This window comes from Streptomyces sp. NPDC001493, assembly GCF_053597235.1.
Genome location: NZ_JBSFHV010000044.1, coordinates 22,087 through 48,105 on the forward strand (window position 1 = coordinate 22,087; position 26,019 = coordinate 48,105).

Sequence of the window (26,019 nt, forward strand, 5' to 3'; positions counted from 1 at the left end):
ACATGCGCGCCCGCGCGCGATCGCGGGTACGCGGCAGGGGAGCCCGCGCGGCCGGCGCGCGCCGGCCCGTACCCCGTGGGCGGGGCGGAGAACGGCTCGTGAGGGACGGAGACCGACATCCACCGGGCGGAGAACGACGGAGGTTGACACGGCATGGCAATGATTTGGCAAAGACGGAAATGAATCGGGCGCGTTTCGCTGTTTCGCCGACGAGGGGACGTCCGTCCCTTCCATGGCATGCCCTGAGCGAGGAGGTCCGGACGACGTGAGTCGTGACGTCTCCCGATTCGGCGGCAGCCGCGTGACGCCCCGCCTGCGGTTCCCGGGCGGGCGTGGCAGCGCTCTGGCGGCCGGGTTCACCGGCGGGCACCGCAGGCCGCGCAGGATCGCGATGCTCTCCGTGCACACCTCGCCGCTCCACCAGCCCGGCACGGGCGACGCCGGCGGCATGAACGTCTACATCGTGGAGCTGGCCAGGCGCCTCGCCGAGATCAACATCGAGGTGGAGATCTTCACCCGGGCCACCACCGGCTCCCTGCCCCCGGTGGTCGAGATGGCGCCCGGGGTGCTGGTCCGGCACGTCGACGCGGGGCCGTACGAAGGGCTCTGCAAGGAGGACCTGCCCGCCCAGCTCTGCGCCTTCACCCACGGCGTGATGCAGGCCTGGGCAGGTCACCGCCCCGGCTACTACGACCTCGTGCACTCCCACTACTGGCTCTCCGGCCAGGTCGGCTGGCTGGCCGCGCAGCGGTGGGGCGTCCCGCTGGTGCACGCCATGCACACGATGGCGAAGGTCAAGAACGCCGCGCTGGCGGAGGGCGACACCCCCGAACCCGCCGCCCGGGTCATCGGGGAGACGCAGATCGTCGACGCGGCCGACCGGCTCATCGCCAACACGGCGGAAGAGGCGGACGAACTCGTCCGCTTCTACGACGCCGACCCGGCCTCCGTCGCCGTCGTCCACCCCGGCGTGAACCTGGAACGTTTCTGCCCCGGCGACGGGCGGGCCGCCGCGCGCGCCCGGCTCGGGCTGCCGCAGGACGCGCTGATCCCGCTTTTCGCGGGGCGCATCCAGCCCCTGAAGGCGCCGGACGTGCTGCTGCGCGCCGTGGCGGTGCTCCTGGAGCGCGATCCGTCGCTCCGGTCCCGGATCGTCGTACCGGTGGTGGGCGGACCGAGCGGTACGGGCCTCGCCAAGCCGGAGGTCCTCCACAAGCTGGCGGCCAGGCTCGGCGTCGCCGACGTCGTACGGTTCCAGCCGCCGGTCGGGCAGGACCAGCTCGCCGACTGGTTCCGGGCCGCGTCCGTGCTGGTCATGCCGTCGTACAGCGAGTCGTTCGGGCTGGTCGCCATAGAGGCCCAGGCGGTCGGTACGCCGGTCGTCGCCGCGGCCGTGGGCGGACTGCCGGTCGCGGTGCGGGACGGTGTCAGCGGCTTCCTGATCCCGGGGCACGACCCGGAGTCGTACGCGCTGGCGCTCGAACGGTTCGTCCGCACGCCGGAGCTCGTCGACCGGATGGGCGCCGCCGCCGCCGAGCACGCGCAGTCCTTCGGCTGGGGCACCGCCGCCGCCGCGACCGCCGACGTCTACACCGGTGCGATGCAGGACCACCGCCGCCGGGTCCGCTCCCGCCAGGGCTGAGGCCGGGAGCCGGATCCGGAAGCGGGAGCCCGTACCGGCCGGTAGGTGCGCGGCAGCACGCTGTCGTACGCTCGCACCATGGCTGAGGCAGTGGACGAAGCGGCAGTGGCGCGGATCATCGAGGCGACCCTCGACGACGCCGGCCTGGAATGGGAGAGCCCGGAGTCCGGCAACTACGTCGTCAAGCTGCCCGGCACCCGCAAGCTCTCCACCACCTGCTCGCTCCTCGTCGGCAAGCACTCCCTCTCCCTCAACGCCTTCGTCGTCCGGCACCCGGACGAGAACGACGCGGCGGTCCACCGCTGGCTGCTGGAGCGCAACCTCCGCCTCTTCGGCGTGAGTTACGCGGTGGACCGGCTCGGCGACGTCTATCTGGTCGGCAAGCTGCCGCTGAGCGTGGTCACCCCGGACGAGCTGGACCGGCTGCTCGGCGTGGTGCTCGAAGCGGCCGACGGTGCGTTCAACACCCTGCTGGAGCTGGGCTTCGCGAGCGCCATCCGCAAGGAGTACGCCTGGCGGGTCTCGCGGGGCGAGTCCACCCGGAACCTCGACGCCTTCGCCCACCTGACCCGGCGTACGGACGCGGACGCGGGGCCGGACGCGGGCTGACCGCTGCCCCCGGGCCACCGGACGCCCCGGTGTCCGGACGGTGTGTCATCTCCCCCCGACGGGGCAGATGTCCGTGCGTCCGCACCCCCACCTGCCCGGAGCCACCGCGTGCCCAGTCAGCCACGTTCTGCCGTGCCGCTCGGCTTCCACTGCGAGCGCACCCCCGGTGAGAGCCGGGTCCTCGCGCTGGTGGACCGCGGCCCGCGTCCCGCCACCCTGCACGCCGTCCTGGCCTGCCGCACCCCCGAACTAGCCGACGAGGCCGCCCGCATGCTCCAGCGAGCCCTGCGCACACCGGCCGACGCGTGGGACCCGGGCCCGCCGGAGGAGCTGTGCACCCGGCTGCCGGACCGTGCGGCCGAGTCCCTGCGCACCGCTGTCGGCCACGCTCTCGCGGGCGCCTGGCCGGAGGACGACGCGCCGAGGGACGGGGAGCACGGGCGCGGGGAGCGCGGTGACGGGGAGCGCGGGCAGGGGCGGGCCGCCGCCCCGGACGCCAGGCTCGCCGAGCTCTCCGGCCCGGTCTTCCGGATCGCGCTGCTGCGGGAGTTCCACGTCCACGACCGGCGGGCGCTGCTCAAGGCCGCCGCCGGCGAGGGCTGGGAACCGCTGCCGGCCGACCAACTGGGCGCCCACGACCGGCAGGACCTCATCGGCGCCACCCAGTGGCTCGCCGAGCGCGGAGGAGACATCGCGGGAGCGGACACCCTCGCCGACCGCAGTCAGGTCTACCGGCTCACCGCCGACGAGGACGACGAGCTCGCGGGCTGGAGCCGTGAAGCGGTGGTGGCGGACTTCGGCTCCGGCTGGCTCCGTGGCGAGGAGGCCCACCGGCCCGCGGAGCCCGGAGTGGCCGCGGAGCCCGGAGTGGCCGCGGAGTCCGGAGCGGCCGGCGAGCCCGTGGACGGCGGGGAGCCGGTAGACGGCGGGGAGCCCGAACGGCCGGACTTCGCCGCACTGTTCGAAGTGGACGCCCCGCACTGCGCGGACCCGGAGTGCGGGAAGGAGCGCTGCCGGTGGCACCTCACGCCCCGTACCGCCGCAGCCCTCCACGGGGCGCTGCGGCGGCTGGCCCACCACGCACGCGAGGACGCCGCGGCGCTCGGCGACCGGCCTCTCGCGCCGGGCGGGCTCGGCGAGAAGGCCGGGGTTTTCACCCGGCTGCCCAGGGTGACGTTCGGCGTCGGCGCGGCCTGGCGGCTGCGCTTCGCGCGGGCGGCCGAGAACATCGGGGGCGACCTGCGCGACGGCTGGTGGCCGGAGCCCACCTGTACGGCCGAGGAGGTGGCTCTGCACCTCGCCATCGAGGACGCGCGAGCCGCCGTCGAGGCCGGGACCTCCGCCGGGACCGGGGCCGTCGGGATCGGGACCTCCGCCGGGACCGTCGCCGGGACCGGGACCGTCGTCGGCGGAGACCTCCCGTCCCACCGGGACGACTACGACTTCGACGCGTGCGCCGAGATGTTCTTCCAGGACACCGACGTCCTGATGCTCTACGACGCCGGTCTGGACGGCATGGAGGACCCGGAGGACGAGGTCAACCAGCGGCTGGGCATAGGCGACCTCCGGCCGGCCGCCTGGTTCGAACCCTTCCTCAACGTCACGCCCCGCGACGAAAAGGCCACCTGAGGCTGTCCCGGTCCGCCCGTCACCGCCCCCGGGCCGCCTCCCCCACCTCCGCGAGCGCCGCCACGAGCCGGGGCCCCCGGCCACAGGGTCCCCGGCCGCAGCGGCGCGCCCGTTCCGTGACGGTTCGGCGGTGGGGGAAACCCGCTGGTCCAAGGGGCCGTGAGGCATGAATGCTCCCGAAACGGTCGGTGAATTCACAGGGTGATCACAGAGGAATCACAATCACGCCAGGAGTCGTAGGGAAACCATGGTCGAGCAAATTTTCGACCATAGAGTGACGCGCAATGCGACGATCCTGCCGCGACCGCGTGAACGGGCAGCCGAGCAGGGGTTGTTGCTCCCGAAATAGGAGAAATGAACCATGCGCGCTTCCACCGTCCGCCGATCCGCCCTCGCCGCTTCCGTGGCCTCCCTGGTCCTTCTGGCCACCGCTTGCGGAGGGTCCTCGGACGGTTCGGACAGCGCCGACAAGGCGGGAAGCTCCGCGAAGTCCTCCGCGTCCGCGTCCGCTTCCGCCGAGGCGGAGCAGAGCGCCGTCAAGGCGCTGACCGCCGCCGAGCTGGAGAAGGCCAGCCTGGTGCAGGGCGACGTCGCCGACCTCAAGATCGAGAAGGCCACCGCCGAGGACATCGTCAAGCCCGAGGCCGTCACTGTCGACAAGGCCGAGTGCCTGCCCTTCGCCCAGGCGCTCTTCGGCGCGGCCCAGGGCAAGCCGGCCGCCTCGGCCTCGCGCAGCGTCGAGTCGGAGGCGAAGACCACCGGCGTCGACGCCACGTCGGACGACGCGACGGCCTCCGTATCGGGCGGGGACCACACCATGCTCACCCTGTCCTCCTACGAGGGCACGGGAGCGGCTGACACCGTCGCCGCCATCCGCGCCGCCGCCACCGCCTGCACCGCGGGCTTCACCGCCACCGTGGGCGGAGACGCCCAGAAGATCTCCGCGGTCACCGAGGAGAAGGTGACCGGCGGCGAGGAGCAGGCCGCCTGGGCCACGACGATGGAGCAGGAAGGCATGAAGGTCCCGTTCGATCTCGCGGTGGTCCGCCAGGGCAGCACGGTGAGCACCTTCAGCACGCTGAACGTGACCTCGTTCATGGGCAACGACGTCAAGCTGACGCAGCCGCAGCCGGTCATCGACGCCCAGGTGAAGAAGGTCTCCTGACGGACTGAGGCCCGTCTCTTCCCCCGGGGCCGCCCAGGTCCGGCCAGGGCCGCCCCGGGGGCTTCGGGAGGCTCAGGGCAGCGGTACGAGCCGGACCACGGTGACGGTGAGCACCGAACCGGAGACGTAGTACAGGACGATCGCGCCCGCCACCGTCGCCTCGCGGCGGTCGCGTTCGCCCTTCACGGCCGTGGAGCCGTGGCCGTACGGAGCCCGCCCCAGGGTGCGGGCCATCTCGTCGCGGAACGGTTCGACGTCCCGCATCTTGGCCAGGGTGTCGTCGGCCGGCGGGGCGTAGGAGATACGGAAACTCAAGCCACGCTCCGCCTCTCGGCCTCGTCCCGCGCCAGCCGGTCCAGGATGCGTTCGGCCTCGGGATCGGGGACCGCCTCCAGCATCCAGTGCCGCATCACGGCGTGGATCTGGTGCACGCCCGCCTCGTTGACGGCGCGGTCGAACTCGTCGCGTCTCTCGTCGGGGAGCGCGGCGCGGATGGCCGGGATGCTGTTGGGCACCTCCACCTCGGTACCACCGACGAAAGTCTTCAGAGACTCGCCCACTGTGCTCTCCCCGATCTCCTTGTGCCTCGGCCGGCAAGGTGCGCCCCGTCGGCAGGGCCCGGGTACGCGTCCGCGTGGGGGCGCCGGAAGGCACCCCCACGGTAGTGGGTGGCGGGCCCGAGTACACGGGCGCGTCTGCTCGTCGGGCGGTACCCGATGGTGCGTCAGCCGCGCGTGACCTCCACCGAAAGCTCATTGTCCAGCGTGTAATAGATGCGCGCAGTAAGGCCGTTGAGAGTGAAGGCCGGGAAGACCCACACCTTCTTGCGGTCCGCTACATCGTCCAGCAGCCGCCCCACCCGGATCGGCCGCGCGCCCGTCTCCGTACGCACGAGTACGTCCCACACCCCCGGCCCACCGTCGGGCGTGTCCACCAACTCCCTGTGGGAGAAGGCGAACCGCACGCCGTCGCCGCCGTCCGTGTGGAGCTCCGTCTCGCGCACCCCGCCGGCCGCTCCCCGCAGTCGCAGCAGGGCTGCCGCGCCGACGCCCGGCCGGGGCCCGAAGATCCGCGCGCGTACGGTGGTCGCTTCGGCGCCGACCTCGATACGGTCCGCCTCGACGTGCGCCGCCCGCAGCCAGGTCCGTACGGCGAGGGTGCCGTCCCCGGTGGCGAACGGCACCCGCACCGCGAGCGGCAGCGGTGTCCGCCCGGGCTCGCGCCCGGCCGGCAGCGCCCGCAGGTCGCGGACGCCCGCGAGCAGCGGCGTACGTTCCGCGTCCGGCGCGGGCAGTACGAAGAGGTCCCACCGCCCCTCCGTCAGCGCCGGCTCCGGTTCGAGCACGGCCCGCCAGGAGCGCTCCGGTCCACCCGTCCGTGCGTCGGCCGGTCCGTCCGGCTCCAGGTCGACCAGCCGGGTGACCGACTCCGGCTTCCCCTTCGGCGGACGCAACCGCAGCAGCAGCCGCGGGCGTTCCGCCGTACGGGGCTCGAACCCGAACCGCACCACCATCCGGCCCTCCCGGTCCACCGAGCAGGCGGCGCGCGGGAGTTGATCCGGCGCGGAGTCCGTGCCGCCGCCCCGCGCCGGGTCGGTGCCTTCCGTCGCCTTCGTCTCCGTCATCGCCGCTTCGCCTTCCGTACGGTCTTCAGCAGGGTGCGTGCCGCCGTTTCCAGGGTGTCCCGGGCCGCGTACCCGTGTGGTCCGAGCGCGAGGGCCGTGCCGGTGTCCGGTGCGGCAGGGCGCCCGGCGGCCCGGGCGGCGGCCAGCCCCTCGAACATGGCCTCCGCCCGCGCGACGACCGGACCCGGCGCGTACCGGCGGGAGTTGTCCAGCGCGGCGCGGCCCATCCGGCGGCGCAGCTCGTCGTCGCGGACGAGGTCGAGCAGCGCGGCGGCCAGCGCGTCCCGGTCCCCGACCGGGACCAGCCGGCCGTCCTCGCCGGGCCGGATGATCTCGGCGGGCCCGTGCGGGCAGTCGGTACTCACCACGGGGAGCCCGCAGCGCATCGCTTCCACGATCGTCATGCCGAACGGCTCGAAGCTCGAAGTCGCGGCGGCGATCGAGCCCTTGACCCACTCGGCCTCCATCGGGGCGGCGGCGCCCATCAGGAACACGTTGTTGTGCAGGGCGAGTTCGTCCACCAGGCGTCGCAGCCGGTCGTGCTCCTCGCCGCGTCCGTAGATTCGCAACTGCCAGTCGGGACGCTCGGCGGCCACCTTCGCGAACGCCTCGATGAGCAGGTCGTACCGCTTCACCCGCACCAGCCGCCCGGCCGCGACCACGATCCGCGCGTTCCCGTCGGCGGGCGGGAGCGCGGGGTCCGGCACGCTGTTGGGCAGCGCCTCGACGCGTACGCCCGGCAGCCGCATCGTCCGCCGGTAGGCGTCCGCGTCCGCGTCCGTGACGGTGGTCAGCGCGTCCAGCCGCCGGTACGCCCGGCGCAGGACCCGGCGCAGGGCGGGCGGGTGGCTCTCCACCGTGAGGTGTTCCTGCCCGACCCGCACGGTGCGGTCGGGTGCCTGGAGCGCGAGGTGCACGTTGAGCCCGGCGCGCGTACCGATGGCGACGTCGGCGTCCGTGCCCGACAGGAACTCGGCGATCCGGCGGTCCGTCAGCGCGCTGTACTCCCCGTACCGGCTCTCCGCGCGCGGGAACGCCTTCGACGGCTGCCCGAACAGTGGGTGGCCCTTCTCCCGCCGCAGGTCGATCAGCGGCCGCAGCCGGATGCGCGGGTCGAGCGCGAACGCGGGCGCGTCCCGGTGCCGGTTGACCGAAACGATCTCCACCTCGTGCCGCTCGGCCAGCGCATGGGCCAGGTTGAACGTGGTGGAGATCGTCCCCCCGATCCCGTACGCGTTGTGGATGAGGAAGGAAATCTTCATGAACGGCAAGACAGCGGCGGGGGGCCGGTAGTTGCGGTCGTTACTCCTTCGTGAGGGGCGAATGCCGCCGAGTGGCCCCTCGTGCGGGGGTGTGCCCGGGGCGTCGGCCGTCTCGGCCGAGTGCTGCCCGGCAGGCGTGCGTGGCGCCGGTGCTCAGATACGCCGAAGGTGCTGCGCGAAGAGTGCGCGGGCCCGGACCAGGTCCTCGGGGGAATGCGCGCCGCGCTTGGGTATGACGAAGAAGTACTCCGCGCTGCCCGTGAGGACGAACAGGTCGGGCGTCTCGAACCACCACGGGTAGATGTTCCAGCTGGTGGTGCCGCTGCTCTCCCCGGACGAGCCGGTGGTGGTGAGCCCGTCGGCGGTAAGCGTGGTGCGGCAGTTCCCGAGAGCCGCGTGCTCCTCGTACTGGGTCCGTGTCCGGGTCCTGCGGACCCGCTGCCGTGCGTAGAAGAGGGCGCTGACGCCGATCACGCTGATGCCGGTCGTCTCGGCGGCGCCGAAGTGCCAGGCCAGTGTCCGCGTGGTGATCACCGCGGCCCCGAACAGGGCGGGAAGCCACAGACCACCGGTCAGGCCGTGCCGGGTCCTGAGGGAGAACCTCTTCCGGGCCTGGTCGTAGTCCGCGGCGGTCGGGAGGTAGTCGAACAGGGCGGTGTCCGATGCCGCGGATTCGGCCTGTCCTGCTTGATCCATTTTCATGGCGGCTGAGAGTAGGGCAGTTCGCGTGTACGGCACAGCCACTCGTGAGCGACCGGACCGGCCCCACTGCGATGGCGGTGGAATCCGGCGGGGCGGTCGCAGCCCTCCCGGGGACCCGGACATGCGTCCGTGGCCTGCGGCGGGGCGGGTCGGGGCCACGAAAACGCCCCCGCTCCGCGCCGTACGCGCGGACCGGGGGCGTGATCGCGGAATTTACTTCTTCTTGCCCTGGTTCTTCACGGCCTCGATGGCGGCCTTGGCCGCGTCCGGGTCGAGGTACGTGCCGCCCGGCTTGACCGGCTTGAAGTCGGCGTCGAGCTCGTAGACGAGCGGGATGCCGGTCGGGATGTTGAGGCCCGAGATCTCGTCGTCGGAGATGCCGTCCAGGTGCTTGACCAGGCCGCGGAGGCTGTTGCCGTGGGCGGCGACGAGGACGGTCTTGCCGTCGAGCAGGTCCGGGACGATGCCGTCGTACCAGTACGGCAGCATGCGGACGACGACGTCCTTGAGGCACTCGGTGCGCGGGCGCAGCTCGGTCGGGATCGTCGCGTAGCGCGGGTCGTCGCTCTGCGAGAACTCCGTGCCGTCCTCGAGGACCGGCGGCGGGGTGTCGTAGGAGCGGCGCCACAGCATGAACTGCTCCTCGCCGAACTCGGCGAGGGTCTGGGCCTTGTCCTTGCCCTGGAGCGCGCCGTAGTGGCGCTCGTTCAGCCGCCAGGAGCGGTGGACGGGGATCCAGTGGCGGTCGGCGGCCTCCAGCGCGAGCTGCGCCGTGCGGATGGCGCGCTTCTGGAGGGAGGTGTGCAGGACGTCCGGGAGCAGCCCGGCGTCCTTCAGCAGCTCACCGCCGCGCACCGCTTCCTTCTCGCCCTTTTCGGTGAGGTTCACGTCCACCCAACCGGTGAACAGGTTCTTCGCGTTCCATTCGCTCTCGCCGTGGCGGAGGAGGATCAGCTTGTACGTCGCGTCGGCCATGAGCCCGAGCGTAATCGAACCTGTACCCCCTTCGCGCGTCCGGCCACTGGACGGACAAACAGGTACACAGGCGAGCGGTGCGGGGCGCACATGAGGGGTGCCGGGAGGGCTGTCCGAAGGCCCCCGTCCGTGCCCCGTCCGCGCCCCACCTGCGCAGCGAGCCGCACCCCGCCGGGCCGACGATTGACGGCTGCCGTCAATCGAGTGGCGGTCGGGAAGCCGTCCTTCGTAATGTTCGCTCAGCTGCCGTACCGCTTACCGGGCGTGTCCGTGCGGCACTCGTCCCGCACCTGTTCCCGCTCGCGCCACCTGGGGGTACCCGCATGTCTGTCCACGGTCTACGGAGAGCCGCGCGCGGCGCGGTGTCCGGGATGCCCCGGGAGTTCTGGTGGCTGTGGACCAGCACGCTGGTCAACCGGCTCGGGGCGTTCGTCGCCACCTTCATGGCGCTCTACCTGACGCTGGACCGGGGCTACTCGGCCTCGTACGCGGGTCTGGTCGCCTCGCTGCACGGCCTCGGCGGGGTCATCTCCTCGCTCGGCGCGGGGGTGATGGCCGACCGGCTCGGGCGGCGGCCGACCATGCTGATCGCGCAGGTCTCGACGGCCCTCTCGGTGGCGGTGCTGGGGTTCATGGAGAACCCGGTCGCCATCGCGGGCGTCGCGTTCGTCGTCGGCATGGCGAGCAACGCCTCGCGCCCCGCCGTCCAGGCGATGATGGCGGACATCGTGCCGCCGAAGGACCGGGTCCGGGCCTTCTCCTTGAACTACTGGGCCATCAACCTCGGCTTCGCCGTCTCCTCCACCGGCGCCGGGTTCATCGCCGAGTACAGCTACCGGATCGGCTTCTTCGTCGAGGCGCTGCTGACCCTGTGCTGCGCCGCCGTCGTCTTCCTGAAGGTGCCGGAGTCCCGGCCGGACCGCGCCCCGGTGGTCTCCGCGTCCGGCGCGCGGACCGCCGAACCCGTCGGGGTCCGGCTCACGGACGTGCTGCGGGACAGGCGGTTCATGGGGGTGGTCGGGCTGTCGTTCCTGGTCGCGCTGATCACCCAGCAGGGTTACGTGGGCCTGCCGGTGGCCATGGGCGCGGACGGGCTCACCAGCTCCGACTTCGGTACCGCGATCGCCGTCAACGGCCTGCTGATCGTCGTACTCCAGATCCCCCTCTCCCGGTTCATCGAGAGCCGTGACCCGCGTCAACTCCTCATCGTCTCCACGCTCTTCCTGGGGTACGGGTTCGGTCTGACGGCCTTCGCGGGCTCGGTCGCCGCGTACGCGCTGACGGTGTGCGTCTGGACCCTGGGCGAGATCGTCAACGCCCCGACCCAGTCCGGTCTGGTGGTGAAGCTTTCGCCCTCGCAGGGCCGGGGCCGCTACCAGGGGGTGTACACGATGTCCTGGTCGGTCGCGGCGCTGGTCGCCCCGCTGATGTCCGGCGTGGTGATCGACCACTGGGGCGCGTCCTGGCTCTGGATGGCCTGCGCCCTGCTCGGTACGGCGACCACCCTGGGCTACTGGCTGCTGATGCGGGACCTGTCCCCGCTCGCGGAGCCGGGGGACCGGGAGCGCGTCGTGGAGACCGGCGATCCGGAGGGGCGCGTCGTGGAGACCGGCGGGCCGGCCGTACCGGCCCCCGCCGTCGAGCCGTCCCCGCGCGTCGACGCCGGGGACAAGCCTCTTCAGGTGCGGGCGGCGCGGCCGCACGACGGCGTACAGCCGTCGCGCCGTCGTACGGCCACAGCCGGGACAGGCCCCCGGAACGGGTCCGGTCAGCCGCCGCACTGACAGGGCGAACCGGACTGGCAGCCGCAACCGCAGCCGGAGCCGCAGCCGCAGGCGCCGAGCACGGTCAGGCGCACCACTTCGGTCGGGGTCTCCTGCTCGGGGTCGGGCAGGGGGGAATCGGCCGCATGTGCCATGAGGTCCTCCTCAACGCGTACCACCGGCCGGGGCCGGAGGGCCGCCGCGCCGGTGTCGTACGCCCGGTGCGCACGACAGGGGCGTACGGGATCGGTCCCGGCCCCCGTCCATTGCATGCCCAGCCGGGCGGGCGCATCAACGGCGCACACGCGCAGAGATTCCGTGCCCCTCCGGTGGTCCGACGGCGCCGGCGCGCGCCGGATCGCACTGCGGGGCGGTACGGGGCGGTACGGGGGCGTGCGCCCGGCCCCGTACCACCGACCCCGCCCGCCCCACCCGTACCGTCGGCCCTGCCCGCCCCGCCCGCCCCGCCCGTCCCGCGTCGGTCAGGCGCCCTCGACCGAGGTCGGCGACTGGAGCTCGTCGGCGTGCTCGCCCGTCACCAGGTAGACGACCCGCTTGGCGACCGAGACCGCGTGGTCGGCGAAGCGCTCGTAGTAACGGCCGAGCAGGGTCACGTCGACCGCCGTCTCGATGCCGTGCTTCCAGCGGTCGTCCATCAGGTGCTGGAAGAGCGCGCGGTGCAGCAGGTCCATCTCGTCGTCGTCCTGCTCCAGCTGGAGGGCGAGGTCGACGTCCTTGGTGATGATCACCTCGGCGGCCTTCGCCATCAGCCGCTGGGCCAGCTGCCCCATCTCCAGGATCGTCGCGTGCAGGTCGTGCGGGACGGCCTTGTCCGGGAAGCGGAGCCGGGCCAGCTTGGCGACGTGCTGGGCGAGGTCGCCCGAGCGCTCCAGGTCGGCGCTCATGCGCAGCGAGGTGACCACGATCCGCAGATCGGTCGCGACCGGCTGCTGCCGGGCGAGGAGGGCGATGGCGCGCGCCTCCAGTTCGTGCTGGAGGTCGTCGACCCTCTGGTCCGCGGCGATGACGGTCTCCGCGAGCGTGAGGTCGGCGTCGAGCATGGCCGTGGTGGCCCGTCCGATCGCCGACCCGACGAGCCGGGCCATCTCGACCAGGTCCTCGCCGATCGAGTCGAGTTCCTCGTGGTAGGCGTCGCGCATGGAAGTCCCTCTCCAGTCCTGTGGGCCGGGGTCTCTGGGTCGAACCCCACGCTCCCACGGTGCGCCCGGAACGCGTCGGAATCCGACCGCAGAAGTGAACCGGGCCCATACCCTCGGTGAACTCTGGGCGACGAGTGTTCGAGATGGCACTCGTATGGCTGGGAGGGCGTACGCATCGACGCATAACCTGGACGACATGGACGTGAACGCGGCGGTCGCCGCAGCAGCCGGGACCGCCGGGTTGTGCACCGGCGTGATCGCGATGCTGGCGTTTCGCTGGAGCGAGCGCGAACTGAAGAAACCGACGCGCGCTTCCGTGCGGCCGGAGACCGCCGCCACCCTGCCTCCCGGGGTGGACACCGTCCTCTCCGTCCTCAGTTCGTCCGCCGTCGTGCTCGACGAGAGCGACGGCGTGGTGAAGGCCAGCTCCGCCGCGTACGCGCTGGGCCTGGTCCGCGGCGGCCGGCTGGCCGTCGACCAGATGCTGCAGATGACCCGGGACACCCGCCGGGACGGCGAGATACGGCAGGTCGAGCTGGAGCTGCCCCGCCGCGGTACGGGCCGGGGCGACGCGCTCGCCGTCTCCGCCCGGGTCGCCCCGCTGGGCTCCCGGCTGGTGCTGCTGCTGGTCGAGGACCTGACCGAGTCGCGGCGGATAGAGGCGGTACGGCGAGACTTCGTCGCCAACGTCAGCCACGAGCTGAAGACGCCGACCGGCGCGCTCTCCCTGCTGTCGGAGGCGGTCCTGGAGGCGTCCGACGACCGGGAGGCCGTCGAGCGCTTCGCTGGCCGGATGCAGATCGAGGCCACCCGGCTGACCAACCTCGTCCAGGAACTGATCGACCTCTCCCGGGTCCAGAACGACGACCCGCTGGAGGACGCCGAGGCCGTCCGGGTGGACGAACTCGTCGCCGAGGCCATCGACCGCTGCCGCCAGCAGGCCGTGTCGAAGGAGATCACCATGGCCTCCGGCGGAACCAGCGACCTCTCCGTCTGGGGCAACCGCGGACAGCTCGCGGCGGCCCTCGGCAATCTGGTCGAGAACGCCGTCAACTACAGCCCCGCCCGTACCAGGGTCGGCATCGCCGTCCGGCGGATGGCCGGACAGGGCCGGCCCCTGATCGAGCTCTCCGTGACCGACCAGGGCATCGGCATCTCCGAGAAGGACCGGGACCGGGTCTTCGAGCGGTTCTACCGCGTCGACCCGGCCCGCTCACGAGCCACCGGTGGCACCGGCCTCGGGCTCGCCATCGTCAAGCATGTGGCCGCCTCGCACGGCGGGGAGGTCACCGTCTGGAGCTCCGAGGGACAGGGCTCCACCTTCACCCTGCGCCTGCCCGAGACGGGCACCGTACGGGAACGCACCACCGGCGGACCGCTCGTCGTCAGCAGTGACGACGACGGACCGTTCGACACCGCTGCTTTTGAACCCTTTCCTGCCCCGGAGGCCCTTCCGTGACCCGAGTGCTTGTCGTCGAGGATGAGGAATCCTTCAGCGACGTCCTGTCCTACATGCTGCGCAAGGAGGGTTTCGAGGTCGCCGTGGCGGCGACGGGTCCCGACGGTCTCGACGAGTTCGACCGCAACGGCGCCGACCTCGTCCTGCTCGACCTCATGCTGCCGGGCCTGCCCGGTACCGAGGTCTGCCGCCAGCTGCGCAACCGCTCCAACGTCCCGGTGATCATGGTCACCGCCAAGGACAGCGAGATCGACAAGGTGGTCGGTCTGGAAATAGGAGCCGACGACTACGTCACCAAGCCGTTCTCCTCGCGCGAGCTGGTGGCGCGCATCCGCGCGGTGCTGCGCCGCCGCGGGGAGCCGGAGGAGATCACGCCGGCGGCCCTGGAGGCCGGTCCGGTCCGGATGGACGTCGACCGCCACGTGGTCACCGTCTCCGGCGGCAAGGTGGACCTCCCGCTGAAGGAGTTCGACCTGCTGGAGATGCTGCTGCGCAACGCGGGCCGGGTACTGACCCGCATGCAGCTCATCGACCGGGTCTGGGGCGCCGACTACGTGGGCGACACCAAGACCCTCGACGTGCACGTGAAGCGGCTGCGCGCCAAGATCGAGCCCGACCCGGGAGCGCCGCGCTACCTGGTGACGGTCCGCGGCCTGGGCTACAAGTTCGAGCCGTAAACCGGTGGCCGGCCACCGCACGGACCGATGAGTGAAGGGCGCCTCCCCCCGAGGGGAAGGCGCCCTTCACTCGTGTACGCGGCCGGCGCTCGGGTACGAGGCCGGCCCGATGTCACTCGGCGGCCGGGGACTCGCTGTCCGTCGGGGTCGCGGAGGCGTCGGCGCCCGCGGAGGCGTCCGGGGAGGCCGAGGCGTCGGCGGAGGCCGAGGCGTCGGGGCTCGCGGCGGCGGTGGGCAGCGCGCTCGGCCCGAAGCCCTTGAAGTAGGAGCGGGAGGGCACGACGGTGGCGCCCAGCGCGATGTCGCCGCTGTCGCTGAGGCGGAAGACGACCTGCTCGATGTTGCCGTTCTGAGTGGCCTGGCGGCCGTTCTCGATGACGGCGGACGCGTTGCCCTCGCCACCGAGGACGACCTTGCCGCCGGCCGGGACCACGAGCGGCCCGTCGCCCTTGGCGGCGTGCAGCTTCACCTCGGTGCTGGACCGGGGCAGCGTGATGGCCTCCAGCGTCTCGTCCTCGGTGCCCTGGTTGAAGAGGGCGCCGGTGACCACGGCGGGGCCCTCGGCGTCGTGGTCGGGCTGCGTGACGACGTTCACGTTCTGGATCTTGATGTCGCCGACCGAGGTGGCGGCATTGTCCGGCCTGACCTGGAGCGTTGCTGCGTCGTTGCCCGCGGCGCACGCGGACAGCGAGGCGATGGAGATCACGAGGGCAGTGGCGGCGAGAGCGCCGTGTCGAAGGCTGCGGCTCACGGCGGCGGCAACTCCTTGAACGTTCGGACTGCGGACTACGGACGTGGTGCGCAGGTGCACTGCACGACCGCGCAGGGCGGCGGGTCCGAGTGACGTAAAGCCGCCCTAAGGGTGTGTCAGCGGCCTTAGGCTACCGAGCCGCCGCTCACGCCTCGCACCCGACCCGCCCCTTTGCCCCACGGCTCTTCGCCGGGACCGGGGCGGTCCGCCCGGCTCACGGACCGGAGCCGCGCCCGGACCGTCCCTCCTCCGGGCGGCCCCGGCACGCCGGTCACCGCCCGACATCCGCTGTTCACAAAACGCGAATGATCAATTTTCCCGGCGGTGACGCATTCGTCGGCGGAAAAGCGCGGGGAGCGGTTGTCAGGGGCGGCTTGATCAATTTCAATGGGGCGCGAAACTTCTGTCGATCGTGTGATCGATCTCCGAACGCGCGGAAGAAACCGCCGCTTCGCGAATCCGGCAAAACGGGATCTTTAACCCGTTCGGACAGGGTTCCCGGGCGCGCGAACGGTGCGTTTCCGGCCGGTCGTACAACGGCTCCGACCTGCGAATACCCTCTCCGCGAAGCCCCGCGCAGCACGTTCCCGATGCTGTTGTCAAGCCCCGAGATATGCCCTGACCTGCGAAAACGCCATTCAGGAGTAGCCGTTCTCGTGTTACCCTGGATAGCCACGGAAGGGGTACCTGTCACATGACGTTCAAGGTTGGCGACACCGTGGTCTATCCCCATCACGGGGCCGCGCTGATCGAGGCTATCGAAACTCGCCAGATCAAAGGCGTGGACAAGACCTACTTGGTGCTCAAGGTCGCCCAGGGCGACTTGACGGTTCGTGTGCCGGCGGACAATGCGGAGTTCGTAGGCGTGCGCGACGTGGTCGGGCAGGACGGGCTGGACCGGGTCTTCGAGGTGCTGCGCGCACCGTATGCCGAAGAGCCGACGAACTGGTCCCGTCGCTACAAGGCAAATCTGGAGAAGCTCGCCTCTGGCGATGTCATCAAGGTCGCCGAAGTGGTGCGCGACCTGTGGCGTCGTGAGCGCGAGCGCGGACTCTCCGCCGGAGAAAAGCGCATGCTCGCCAAGGCCCGCCAGATCCTGGTGAGTGAGCTCGCTCTCGCGGAAAACACGAACGAGGACAAGGCCGAAGCCCTGCTCGACGAGGTTCTCGCGTCCTGAACCGGATCACACCGGTTGTACGAATATGCCGTGGTCCCCGCTGACCTGCCGTTTTCAACGGCACGTCTCCGGGCGCCGCGGCACGTTCGCGTTCTGGGCCCGTACGTGTTCCCCGTATGACGCCCTGCGTCGTATGACGCGCCGCGACTTCCCGCGGTCCCGCCGGCTTCCGGTCCCGGTGCGGCGGGTTTCCGATGCGGCGGAACCCACCGCACCGGATTCACCGCATGCGGGGGGCCGGACACCTGGGCACCCGGCGCTTTTTCAAGATTCTTTTTCGGCCACCCGGATGCGGCTGAATTCGGCCGGATACCAGGTGGTGGTCGCGCCGGCCCTCGTGCGGCTAGCGTCCCCCTCGGCCGGTCAACGCACCGGCCGCCCCGCGCCGCCGCCACGACTCGCTCGACCGGGTCACGGAAGGGGTCCGGACCGAGGCGGGCCGTTGTACGGCGGCTCGTTCGGTGCCCTACCCACGTCGGCCGTGGCAACAAACCTGCCGAAGCTTCGGAGTCCAACCGATGTCACCCATGTCACCGCCCGACACGTCGCCACCCGACGGGCTGCCGGGTCCGTCGGGCGCCCCGGCGCCCGCCGTACCCCCCGCGACCGGCGGTTCCGCCAGGCCGCCCCGTACCGCCGCCGTCATCCCGGCGGCCGGCCGGGGGGTCCGGCTCGGTCCCGGCGCGCCCAAGGCGCTGCGGACCCTGAGCGGTACGCCCATGCTGATCCACGCCGTACGGGCGATGGCCGCCTCGCGCGCCGTCTCGCTCGTCGTGGTGGTCGCCCCGCCGGACGGTGCGTCCGAGGTGAAGAACCTCCTCGACGCGCACGCCCTGCCGGAGCGCACCGACTACGTGGTGGTGCCCGGCGGCGAGACCCGCCAGGAGTCCGTCCGCCTCGGCCTGGAGGTGCTGCCCGAGGACGTGGCCACGGTCCTGGTGCACGACGCGGCCCGCCCCCTGGTGCCGGTCGACACCGTGGACGCGGTGATCGAGGCGGTACGCGGCGGCGCCCCGGCCGTGGTGCCCGCCGTGCCGCTCGCCGACACCGTCAAGGAGGTCGAGCCCTCGGTGGTCCCGGGCGGACCGGAGCCGGTGCTCTCGACCCCCGTACGGGCCACGCTGCGCGCGGTGCAGACCCCGCAGGGCTTCGACCGGGAGACCCTGGTGCGGGCGCACGCGACCGTGGTGTTCGGCGGCGACGGCGCCACCGACGACGCGGGGATGGTGGAACGTCTCGGCGAGCCCGTCGTCGTGGTGCCCGGCCACGAAGAGGCGTTCAAGGTGACCCGGCCGCTCGATCTCGTGCTGGCCGAGGCGGTACTCGCACGCCGGAGGGCGAACGATGGCTTCTGATCCCCGTCCCGTCACCGATTCCCGCCCCGTGATCCCGCTCGTCGGGATCGGGACCGACATCCACGCCTTCGAGGAGGGCCGCGAGCTCTGGTGCGCGGGCCTGAAGTGGGAGGGCGAGGGCCCCGGCCTGGCCGGGCACTCCGACGCGGACGTCGTCGCGCACGCCGCCTGCAACGCCCTCTTCTCCGCCGCCGGCCTCGGTGACCTGGGGCAGCACTTCGGCACCGGCCGCCCCGAGTGGTCCGGTGCCTCCGGTGTGACGCTGCTGGCCGAGGCGGCCCGGATCGTGCGGGCGGCCGGGTTCGAGATCGGCAACGTCGCCGTCCAGGTCGTCGGGGTACGCCCGAAGATCGGCAAGCGGCGCGAGGAGGCCCAGCAGGTCCTCTCGGACGTGGTCGGCGCCCCCGTCTCGCTCTCGGCCGCCACCTCGGACGGCCTCGGCTTCACCGGCCGGGGCGAGGGCATCGCGGGGATCGCCACCGCGCTGGTGTACCGCACCCCCTGAGGCCGCGCCGGGCCCGCCGCCGTACGGCCGCGGGCCCGGAGGGCCATGGCCCGGGGCCCGTACACTTCCCGGCCGTTTTTTCACTCTTCCGGTGGGGCCGGTCCGGGAACGAACGGAGCGGCCGCGTGGTTACGGGGTAGGAGACGCAGATCACGTACCGTCGCAGCCCGTCACCGCTACGCGCAGGAGGATGTAGGTCATGACCGCCGCACTTTCCGATGAGCTCAAGAACCTGCTGGACACGCCCGTCTTCGTCAACGTCGCGACCATCCAGCCGGACGGCAGCCCGCAGGTGTCGCCCGTGTGGGTGGCGCGGGACGGGGACGACGTGCTGATCTCCACCACGGTCGGCCGCCGCAAGGAGAAGAACCTGCGCCGCGACCCCCGGGTGACCGTGCTGCTCCAGCCGTTCGACGCGCCGTACTCCTACGCCGAGATCCGCGGCGAGGCGACCCTGTCCACCGAGGGCGGCCAGGAGCTGATCGACCAGCTGTCGCGGAAGTACACCGGCAAGGGATACGCGGACTTCAACCCGGACTCGGTGAACGACGCCGAGCGGGTGGTCGTGCGGATCACCCCGCGCAAGGTGGTCGGCCGCATCTGACGGACGGGCCGCCGGGGGCGGTCCGGAGGCGACGGCTCCGCCCGTGACGGAAAGTCTTCTTTTCCGTGCGGGCGGGCGGCCACGACACACCCGCCCCACGCGTCCCACCTGCACCCCGTGCCCCGTAGCGGCACCCTCGAAGAGCCCTCCCGGGGGCCGTATAGCAGAAAAGTTACCCCGCGACTCTCCAACGGTCGCGGGGCACTGGTGTCGGCCTACTACCCTTGAGGCGTGACTATTCGCCTGTACGACACCAGCGCCCGGCAGATCCGTGACTTCGTCCCGCTCACCGCGGGCTGTGTCTCGATCTACCTCTGTGGCGCTACCGTCCAGGCCGCACCGCACATCGGGCACATCCGTTCCGGCCTGAACTTCGACATCATGCGCCGCTGGTTCGCGTACCGCGGCTACGACGTGACCTTCATCCGGAACGTCACGGACATCGACGACAAGATCATCCGGAAGTCCGAGGAGCAGGGCCGCCCCTGGTGGTCGATCGGGTACGAGAACGAGCGGGCGTTCAACGACGGTTACGCCGCGCTCGGCTGCCTGCCGCCCACCTACGAGCCCCGCGCCACCGGCCACATCCCCGAGATGATCGAGATGATGCGCGGCCTCATCGAGCGCGGCCACGCCTACGCGGCGGACGGCAACGTCTACTTCGACGTGCGCTCGTTCCCCGGCTACCTGGAGCTGTCGAACCAGAACCTGGACGATCTGCGCCAGCCGTCCGGCGAGGGCGAGACCGGCAAGCGCGACCAGCGCGACTTCGCCATGTGGAAGTCGGCGAAGCCGGGCGAGCCGAGCTGGGACACCCCCTGGGGCCGCGGCCGGCCGGGCTGGCACCTGGAGTGCTCCGCGATGGCGCACAAGTACCTCGGTGCCGAGTTCGACATCCACGGCGGCGGGATCGACCTGATCTTCCCGCACCACGAGAACGAGATCGCCCAGTCCAAGGCGTTCGGCGACACCTTCGCGAAGTACTGGGTGCACAACGGCTGGGTCACCATGGCCGGCGAGAAGATGTCGAAGTCGCTGGGCAACTCCGTGCTGGTCAGCGAGATGGTCAAGGCGTGGCGGCCGATCGTGCTCCGCTACTACCTCGGCAGCGCGCACTACCGCTCGATGATCGAGTACAGCGAGGCGTCCCTGCGCGACGCGGAGTCCGCGTTCGCGCGGATCGAGGGCTTCGCGCAGCGGGTCACCGAGAAGACGGGCGAGACGGTCGAGCCCGCTTCCGAGGTGCCGCCGGCCTTCGCCGAGGCGATGGACGACGACCTGGGTGTCCCGCAGGCGCTCGCGATCGTCCACACCACCGTGCGCCAGGGCAACTCGGCGCTCGCCGCCGACGACAAGGAAGCGGCGATCGCCCGCCTCGCCGAGGTCCGGGCCATGCTCGGCGTCCTCGGTCTGGACCCGCTCGACCCGCACTGGGCGGGCGAGGGCGACCGGGGCGAGGACCTGCACGGCGTCGTCGACACGCTCGTACGGCTCGTGCTGGACCAGCGGCAGGGTGCCCGCGAGCGCAAGGACTGGGCCGCCGCGGACGCGATCCGCGACCAGCTGAACCAGTCCGGGCTGGTCATCGAGGACAGCGCGAGCGGTCCCCGGTGGTCGCTGGGACCGCGCTGAGCACCGCTCCTCGCACCGCGTCCTGAGGCGCGAATGTGCCGCCCGGCCGTCCGGGCGGCACACTTTCACTTGTAGAAGCATTTCTGAAGCAACGAAACAGGTAGGTCATGGCCGGGAACAGCCAGCGCAGGAACCGCCGCACGTCCAACAAGAAGGGCGCGCAGGTCGGCAGCGGTGGGCAGCGACGCCGTGGCCTCGAAGGCAAGGGCCCGACGCCGCCCGCCTCCGCCCGCAAGGGACACAAGAAGAACCGCATCGCCAACGCGGCGGCCAAGCAGGCCGCGGCCCGTCGCCCCGCCCCGCGGCGCGGCGGCGTCAAGGGCACCTCGGAGATGGTCGTCGGCCGTAACCCGGTCTTCGAGGCGCTGCGCGACGGCGTCCCCGCGGTGACGCTCTACGTCCAGCAGTTCATCGACAACGACGAGCGGGTCCGTGACGCGCTCAAGCTCGCCGCCGACCGCGGCAACATCAACCTCATGGAGGCCCCGCGCCCCGAGCTGGACCGGATGACGAACGGCCTGAACCACCAGGGCCTCGTCCTCCAGGTCCCGCCGTACGAGTACGCGCACCCGGAGGACCTGACGGCCGCCGCGTACGACAACGGCGAGGACCCGCTGATCGTGGCGCTCGACGGGGTCACCGACCCGCGCAACCTGGGCGCGATCGTCCGGTCCGTGTCGGCGTTCGGCGGCCACGGCGTGGTCGTCCCCGAGCGGCGTGCGGCCGGTATGACGGCGGGTGCCTGGAAGTCCTCGGCCGGTACGGCCGCGCGCACCCCGGTCTCCCGGGTCACCAACCTGACCCGCGCGCTGGAGGGCTACCAGAAGGCGGGCCTCACGGTCGTCGGTCTGGCCGCCGACGGTGAGCACACGGTGGAGGACCTGGAGCAGCTGTCCGGCCCGGTCGTCATCGTGATCGGCAGCGAGGGCAAGGGCCTCGGCCGCCTCGTGGGCGAGACCTGCGACTACCGCGTCCGTATCTCGATGCCGGGTGGCGCCGAGTCGCTGAACGCCGGTGTCGCGGCCGGCATCGTGCTCTACGAGGTGGCCCGCCGCCGCGCTTGAGCGCCCCGGACCGCCTGAGCGCGCCTGCGCTTGGGCGGCCCGACCGCTTGAGCGCCCCCGCGCTCGGGCGCCCCTGACCACCGGCCCGGTACCACGCGCCCGGGTCGGTACGTACGACGAACGGCCCCAGGAGGACATCTCCTGGGGCCGTTTCTCGTGGGCTCTCGCGCCGCCCCTCAGACCAGGGCGCGCAGCCGGGCCAGCAGGGCCGCGGCCCTGCGCCGGGCGGCCCGCTTCAGGCGGAGCACCGTGACGGGGCGGGCGGGCGGGGTGGTGAGCACGGGCGGGGCGCCGTCCGTGGCGATGAGGAGGCTGAGCGGCAGCGGGGCGTCGCGCTGCCAGCCGCAGCTGCTGATGCGCACCTTGAGATCCCAGGTGCCCGCGTTGCGGCCCGAGTTGAGGGTGTCGGGGGCGAGGCGGGCGACGGTGGTGTGGACGGTACGGAAGCCGCCGGGGGTGCCCGGGTCCTGGACGCGGGTGAGGCTGGTCTTCGAGGGGACGAAGAACTCCTCCGCGCCGCCCCTGCGCCGGGCCAGCACGTCCATCTTCGCGTTCCTGAGCGCCTTGGTGACGTCCAGAGCCTCGGCCGGGATGCCGGGGACGGGCACGGCCAGCGCGTCGGACCCGTCCGCGCGGTGGGTGAAGGCGAGCGGGGAGCCGCCGGAGAGCAGCTCGCCGGTGGCGGTGATCTCCTCGGCGGACGGGGCGGAGACGGTCGCCCTGGCGCGGACCGCCGTCTCCCAGACGGCGAGTTCGCGTACGGCGTCGATCCGGTCCTGGACGAGGAGTTCGGCCGCCGCGCGCTGGCGGGCGGGCAGCCCGGCGGCGACCCCGGGGCCGAACCGCTCGGCGACCAGGGCCCGGGCCTCGCGGAAGAAGTCCGCGCGCCACTGTTCGGGGGCGTCCAGGAACCGCTTCCCGCTGAGCCGCTCCACCGTCTCGACCCGGAGCCACCGCCGGTGCAGCCGGTCGCGGACGGCGCCGGGTCCGGTGTGGGCGTCGACGATGTCGAGCGCCTCGCGGAGGTTGCCGAAGTACCCGGCGGGGTCGAAGGTGCGGAACCCCGCGTTGGAGTGGTCGGGGCGGGCCACGTGGTAGTAGCAGACGTAGTCGGAGAGGACCGAGATCCGCCGGGCCGCGAAGTAGGCGGCCATCACGAAGACGTGGTCCTCCAGCCGCCGTCTGCCCTCGGGGAAGCGCAGCCCGTGGTCCAGCAGGAAGGACCGGCGGAACATCTTGTGCGGGGTGAGGCTGTCGACGAGCGCGCTCTTCTCCGGCCGGGCGTCGGGGAGGTTCTTCCGGAACAGCTCGCGCGGTACGCCCCGGCCCCGGCCGGCCATCCGGCCCACCACGATGTCGGAGCCGTTCTCCTCGGCGTACGCGTACAGCCGTTGCAGCGCCTCGGTGCCGAACCAGTCGTCGTTGTCGGCGAATTGGACGTAACGGCCCCGGGCGCGCTCGATCCCCACGTTGCGGGGGCGCGAGGGCCAGCCGGAGTTGGGTATGTGCACCACCTCGACGTGCGCGTGCTCCGCCGCGAGCCGGTCGAGCCGCGCTCCGGTGCCGTCGGTCGAGCCGTCGTCCACGAAGATCACTTCGAACTCGCCCGGATCCATCGTCTGGTTCAGCAGCGAATCGATCAACTCGTCCATGTGGGGGCCCGGGTTGTACACGGGGACGACGACGCTGACCTTCGGCGGAGAGGAGGAGGCCGAGCTCATGGGGATGCCTTTCGGGGCGTGCGGACGTACGCGAAGGGGGTGCCGGGGGTTCAGGGCCGGGCGGGGAGCAGACCGCGGGTGCGCAGCACCCGCCGCTCCACCGGGGTGAAGAGGGCGGACTCCATGACGATGCCGACGGTGAGGACGAGGAGGACGGCGGCGAGTACGAGCGCGGTGTCGTCGTTCTCCTTGCCGGAGCTGAGGAGTTGGCCGACGCCGGGCAGCGGGGTCGCGGTGATCAGCTCCGCCGTCATCAGCGCCCGCCAGCCGAAGGTCCAGCCCTGCCGCAGCGCGGCCACCAGACCCGGCAGCGCGGCCGGCAGCAGGATGTGCCGGACGAGGGCGGGGCCGGTGGCGCCCAGCGACCGCCCGGCCCGCAGCAGCGGCGGCGGGATCTGCCCGAGCGCCCCGGCCACGCCGAGCGCCACGGACGGTACGGCTCCGAGCAGTACCACCGCGTACACCGCCGCCTCGGACTCGCCGAAGACGATGACCCCGAGCGGGACGAGACCGGCGGCCGGGAGCGACTGGAGCGCCGAGAGGACCGGGGCGAGCGCCCCGCGTGCGGCGCGCACCCGGTGGATCAGCAGCCCGAGGAGGGTGCCGAGCGCCACGGAGACCGCGAATCCCGCCACCGTACGGAGCAGGCTGTGGCCGAGCGCCGGCCACAGGGTGCCGTCCCGCCGCGCGTCGCCCAGGGACGAGGCGACGGCGGCGGGGGAGGGGAGGGTGGCGGAGAGACCGAGTGCGTACGCGCCCTGCCAGAGCAGCAGCAGGGCGAGGACGGAGAGGGCCGGGGCGGTCGCCGTGGAGCGGAGGCGGGCGGCGTACCGCCGGGCGGGGCCGCCGGGTGCCGGGTGGTCCGCCGGGGCGGTGGTCTCCAGCCGGTCCAGGCCCTCGGTGAGCGCGGTGGTCCCGGCGGCCCGCTCCCGCTGGCCCGTCCGCTCCCTCTGGTCAGTGGGCGGGGGCATGGCGCCGGACCTCCTCCCGCAGCCGGGCGGTGATGGCCGCGCTGTCGGCCCCGGGTTCGCCGGTGCGCCAGCTGTGGGCGATCCGGCCGGGGCGCGAGGAGAGCAGCACGATGCGGGTGGCGAGCCGGACGGCCTCGGACACCTGGTGGGTGACGAGCACGACGGTGAGCCCGCGTGCCTCCCGGACGTCGAGCAGGACCTCGTGGAGCACCTCGCGGGTGATCGCGTCGAGCGCGGCGAAGGGCTCGTCCATCAGGAGGACCCGGCTGCCCTGCGCGAGCGCGCGGGCCAGGGCGACGCGTTGCCGCATGCCGCCGGAGAGCTCGTGCACGGGCCGGTCGTACGCGTCCGGGAGCCGTACCAGGGCGAGCAGCCGCCGGGCCTCCGCCTCGCGGTCGTCCTTGGGCAACCCGCAGAAGCGAAGGGCGAGTTCGACGTTCCCTCCGGCGGTGAGCCACGGGAAGAGCGCGTGCTCCTGGAACATCAGTGCGGGTCGGGGCGAGGGCAGCGTCACCGTGCCCGAGGAGGGGTGCTCCAGCCCGCCGAAGAGGCTCAGCAGGGTGGACTTCCCGGAGCCGGACGCGCCCAGCACACAGAGGAACTCGCCCTGTTCCACGGTGAGATCGACCCGGTCGAGCACCGGTGGTCCGCCGGGTTGGTAGGCGTGGGTGACCTGCTTCAGTACGAGGGCCGGGGCGCGGCCCTGGGTCGGCACGCGATCACCGGACCATGCCCGCGGTCAGCGTGGCGCCGTCAGCGGGGTCGATGAGGAGGAAGGAGCCCGTGCGACGGGAGACGGCGTAGGCGTCGGCGGCGAGCGGTTCGGCCGTGCGGAGCCGTATCCGGCCCAGCTCGTTGGCGGTGAGACCGTCGGGCCGGCCGGGCAGGTCCTGGACGACCGCCTTGACCGTACGGGTGGTGTGCCGGAGCAGCACCCGGTCGCCGACGCGCAGGGCGCGGTCGTGCAGATGGCAGACGTCCGCGTCGACGCTCCGGGTGAGCGCGGGCGCCTCGGCCACCGGGACGATGAGGTCGCCCCGGCCGATGTCGAGGTCGTCGGCGAGGCGTACGGACACCGAGTCCAGGGCGTACGCGGCGTCGACGGGTTCGCCGAGCCGGTCGACGGCGGTGACGGTGGAGGTGACGCCGGAGGGGAGCACCGTCACCGCGTCACCGGTGCGCAGTTCGCCGGTGGCCAACTGGCCCGCATAGCGCCGGACGTCGCCGTGCCGGATGACGTACTGCACGGGGAGCCGGGCCGGACGGTCCGCCTCTCCGCCGTCGGTGCGGACGGTTTCCAGGTGGTCGAGGAGGGTGGGGCCCGTGTACCAGTCCATGTGCGCGGAGCGCTCCACGACGTTGTCGCCGGTCAGCGCGGAGACCGGGATCGCGGTGAACTCGGCGAGTGGGTGGTCGAGTTCGGCCGCGTACCGGGTGAACTCCTCGGCGATCCGCAGGAACTCCATCTCCGACCAGTCGACGAGGTCCATCTTGTTGACGGCGAGGACGACGTGGGGGACGCGGAGGAGGGCGGCGACGGCGGCGTGGCGGCGGGTCTGTTCGACGACGCCG

The 26,019-nt window shown here is 72.3% G+C and carries 26 protein-coding genes; 13 read left to right on the forward strand and 13 right to left on the reverse strand.

The window, feature by feature from the left end; all coding sequences use genetic code 11:
- Positions 1–265 precede the first annotated feature (265 nt).
- The 4 genes from mshA to ACWCWD_RS35685 all read left to right on the forward strand — a co-directional run bounded on the left by mshA (position 266) and on the right by ACWCWD_RS35685 (position 5,045).
- The gene (gene mshA, locus ACWCWD_RS35670; RefSeq protein ID WP_450779595.1) at positions 266–1,642 is read left to right on the forward strand and encodes a D-inositol-3-phosphate glycosyltransferase; all 1,377 of its coding nucleotides are present in this window, start codon (positions 266–268) and stop codon (positions 1,640–1,642) included.
- Between the two features lie 78 nt (positions 1,643–1,720).
- Positions 1,721–2,251: a YbjN domain-containing protein gene (locus ACWCWD_RS35675; protein ID WP_450779597.1), complete on the forward strand. Its 531-nt coding sequence runs from the start codon at positions 1,721–1,723 to the stop codon at positions 2,249–2,251.
- A 108-nt stretch (positions 2,252–2,359) separates the two neighbouring features.
- Positions 2,360–3,880 (forward strand): hypothetical protein, encoded by a 1,521-nt coding sequence (locus tag ACWCWD_RS35680; protein WP_450779599.1) that lies wholly within the window; start codon positions 2,360–2,362, stop codon positions 3,878–3,880.
- Positions 3,881–4,241: 361 nt separating this feature from the next.
- Positions 4,242–5,045 (forward strand): hypothetical protein, encoded by an 804-nt coding sequence (locus tag ACWCWD_RS35685; RefSeq protein WP_450779601.1) that lies wholly within the window; start codon positions 4,242–4,244, stop codon positions 5,043–5,045.
- A gap of 72 nt (positions 5,046–5,117) precedes the next feature.
- On the opposite strand, the gene ACWCWD_RS35690 is transcribed toward ACWCWD_RS35685, so the two are convergent.
- The 6 genes from ACWCWD_RS35690 to ACWCWD_RS35715 form a co-directional block, all read right to left on the reverse strand.
- Positions 5,118–5,360, reverse strand: coding sequence for a hypothetical protein (locus ACWCWD_RS35690; protein WP_450779603.1), 243 nt, complete (start codon positions 5,358–5,360; stop codon positions 5,118–5,120).
- Positions 5,357–5,605 (reverse strand): hypothetical protein, encoded by a 249-nt coding sequence (locus ACWCWD_RS35695; RefSeq protein WP_266706012.1) that lies wholly within the window; start codon positions 5,603–5,605, stop codon positions 5,357–5,359. Before ACWCWD_RS35695 ends, ACWCWD_RS35690 begins: the two co-directional genes overlap by 4 nt.
- Positions 5,606–5,769: 164 nt before the next feature.
- Positions 5,770–6,669: a hypothetical protein gene (locus tag ACWCWD_RS35700; RefSeq protein WP_450779605.1), complete on the reverse strand. Its 900-nt coding sequence runs from the start codon at positions 6,667–6,669 to the stop codon at positions 5,770–5,772.
- On the reverse strand, positions 6,666–7,931 hold the full coding sequence (locus tag ACWCWD_RS35705) for a glycosyltransferase family 4 protein (RefSeq protein ID WP_450779607.1): 1,266 nt from the start codon (positions 7,929–7,931) through the stop codon (positions 6,666–6,668). The genes ACWCWD_RS35700 and ACWCWD_RS35705 overlap by 4 nt, the downstream gene beginning before the upstream one ends.
- A gap of 153 nt (positions 7,932–8,084) precedes the next feature.
- Positions 8,085–8,633, reverse strand: coding sequence for a YcxB family protein (locus ACWCWD_RS35710; RefSeq protein WP_450779609.1), 549 nt, complete (start codon positions 8,631–8,633; stop codon positions 8,085–8,087).
- Positions 8,634–8,846: 213 nt separating this feature from the next.
- On the reverse strand, positions 8,847–9,608 hold the full coding sequence (locus ACWCWD_RS35715) for a phosphoglyceromutase (RefSeq protein ID WP_386889069.1): 762 nt from the start codon (positions 9,606–9,608) through the stop codon (positions 8,847–8,849).
- 323 nt (positions 9,609–9,931) lie between these two features.
- On the opposite strand from ACWCWD_RS35715, the gene ACWCWD_RS35720 reads away from it, so the two are divergent.
- Positions 9,932–11,392 carry an MDR family MFS transporter gene (locus ACWCWD_RS35720; RefSeq protein ID WP_450779612.1) on the forward strand — a complete coding sequence of 487 codons (1,461 nt, stop codon included), beginning with the start codon at positions 9,932–9,934 and terminating at the stop codon, positions 11,390–11,392.
- On the opposite strand, the gene ACWCWD_RS35725 is transcribed toward ACWCWD_RS35720, so the two are convergent.
- Positions 11,377–11,526: a hypothetical protein gene (locus tag ACWCWD_RS35725; RefSeq protein WP_266705998.1), complete on the reverse strand. Its 150-nt coding sequence runs from the start codon at positions 11,524–11,526 to the stop codon at positions 11,377–11,379. The genes ACWCWD_RS35720 and ACWCWD_RS35725 overlap by 16 nt on opposite strands.
- A gap of 327 nt (positions 11,527–11,853) precedes the next feature.
- Positions 11,854–12,531 carry a phosphate signaling complex protein PhoU gene (gene phoU / locus ACWCWD_RS35730; protein WP_327176532.1) on the reverse strand — a complete coding sequence of 226 codons (678 nt, stop codon included), beginning with the start codon at positions 12,529–12,531 and terminating at the stop codon, positions 11,854–11,856.
- A gap of 196 nt (positions 12,532–12,727) precedes the next feature.
- Here phoU and ACWCWD_RS35735 point away from each other — a divergent pair, with 196 nt between their 5' ends.
- Together ACWCWD_RS35735 and ACWCWD_RS35740 are read left to right on the forward strand one after the other, a co-directional pair.
- Entirely contained in the window at positions 12,728–13,990 is a 1,263-nt protein-coding gene (locus ACWCWD_RS35735) for a sensor histidine kinase (RefSeq protein ID WP_450779615.1), read from the forward strand.
- Positions 13,987–14,667, forward strand: a complete 681-nt coding sequence (locus ACWCWD_RS35740) for a response regulator transcription factor (protein ID WP_275493488.1) — start codon at positions 13,987–13,989, stop codon at positions 14,665–14,667. Before ACWCWD_RS35735 ends, ACWCWD_RS35740 begins: the two co-directional genes overlap by 4 nt.
- A gap of 112 nt (positions 14,668–14,779) precedes the next feature.
- Here ACWCWD_RS35740 and ACWCWD_RS35745 read toward each other — a convergent pair whose 3' ends face one another.
- The gene (locus tag ACWCWD_RS35745; RefSeq protein WP_450779617.1) at positions 14,780–15,418 is read right to left on the reverse strand and encodes a DUF461 domain-containing protein; all 639 of its coding nucleotides are present in this window, start codon (positions 15,416–15,418) and stop codon (positions 14,780–14,782) included.
- A 694-nt stretch (positions 15,419–16,112) separates the two neighbouring features.
- Here ACWCWD_RS35745 and ACWCWD_RS35750 point away from each other — a divergent pair.
- From ACWCWD_RS35750 to rlmB, 6 genes are all read left to right on the forward strand, one after another.
- A complete protein-coding gene (locus ACWCWD_RS35750; protein WP_003953493.1) occupies positions 16,113–16,595 on the forward strand; it encodes a CarD family transcriptional regulator in 483 nt (160 codons plus the stop codon).
- A gap of 527 nt (positions 16,596–17,122) precedes the next feature.
- Positions 17,123–17,950, forward strand: coding sequence for a 2-C-methyl-D-erythritol 4-phosphate cytidylyltransferase (ispD, locus tag ACWCWD_RS35755; protein WP_450779619.1), 828 nt, complete (start codon positions 17,123–17,125; stop codon positions 17,948–17,950).
- A complete protein-coding gene (gene ispF, locus ACWCWD_RS35760; RefSeq protein ID WP_450779621.1) occupies positions 17,940–18,455 on the forward strand; it encodes a 2-C-methyl-D-erythritol 2,4-cyclodiphosphate synthase in 516 nt (171 codons plus the stop codon). Before ispD ends, ispF begins: the two co-directional genes overlap by 11 nt.
- Before the next feature lie 199 nt (positions 18,456–18,654).
- On the forward strand, positions 18,655–19,059 hold the full coding sequence (locus ACWCWD_RS35765) for a PPOX class F420-dependent oxidoreductase (protein WP_328720941.1): 405 nt from the start codon (positions 18,655–18,657) through the stop codon (positions 19,057–19,059).
- A gap of 231 nt (positions 19,060–19,290) precedes the next feature.
- On the forward strand, positions 19,291–20,691 hold the full coding sequence (gene cysS / locus ACWCWD_RS35770) for a cysteine--tRNA ligase (RefSeq protein ID WP_450779623.1): 1,401 nt from the start codon (positions 19,291–19,293) through the stop codon (positions 20,689–20,691).
- A gap of 107 nt (positions 20,692–20,798) precedes the next feature.
- A complete protein-coding gene (rlmB, locus tag ACWCWD_RS35775; protein WP_390959443.1) occupies positions 20,799–21,755 on the forward strand; it encodes a 23S rRNA (guanosine(2251)-2'-O)-methyltransferase RlmB in 957 nt (318 codons plus the stop codon).
- Positions 21,756–21,931: 176 nt separating this feature from the next.
- On the opposite strand, the gene ACWCWD_RS35780 is transcribed toward rlmB, so the two are convergent.
- The 4 genes from ACWCWD_RS35780 to ACWCWD_RS35795 all read right to left on the reverse strand — a co-directional run.
- Positions 21,932–23,476 carry a glycosyltransferase family 2 protein gene (locus ACWCWD_RS35780; protein ID WP_450779625.1) on the reverse strand — a complete coding sequence of 515 codons (1,545 nt, stop codon included), beginning with the start codon at positions 23,474–23,476 and terminating at the stop codon, positions 21,932–21,934.
- Positions 23,477–23,526: 50 nt separating this feature from the next.
- Complete coding sequence (locus ACWCWD_RS35785; protein ID WP_450779627.1) at positions 23,527–24,447, reverse strand: ABC transporter permease; 921 nt, start codon at positions 24,445–24,447, stop codon at positions 23,527–23,529.
- On the reverse strand, positions 24,431–25,162 hold the full coding sequence (locus tag ACWCWD_RS35790; protein ID WP_450779628.1) for an ABC transporter ATP-binding protein: 732 nt from the start codon (positions 25,160–25,162) through the stop codon (positions 24,431–24,433). The genes ACWCWD_RS35785 and ACWCWD_RS35790 overlap by 17 nt, the downstream gene beginning before the upstream one ends.
- A 4-nt stretch (positions 25,163–25,166) precedes the next feature.
- The coding region (locus ACWCWD_RS35795) for an elongation factor 1-alpha C-terminal domain-related protein (RefSeq protein ID WP_450779630.1) at positions 25,167–26,019 on the reverse strand (853 nt) is incomplete at its 5' end.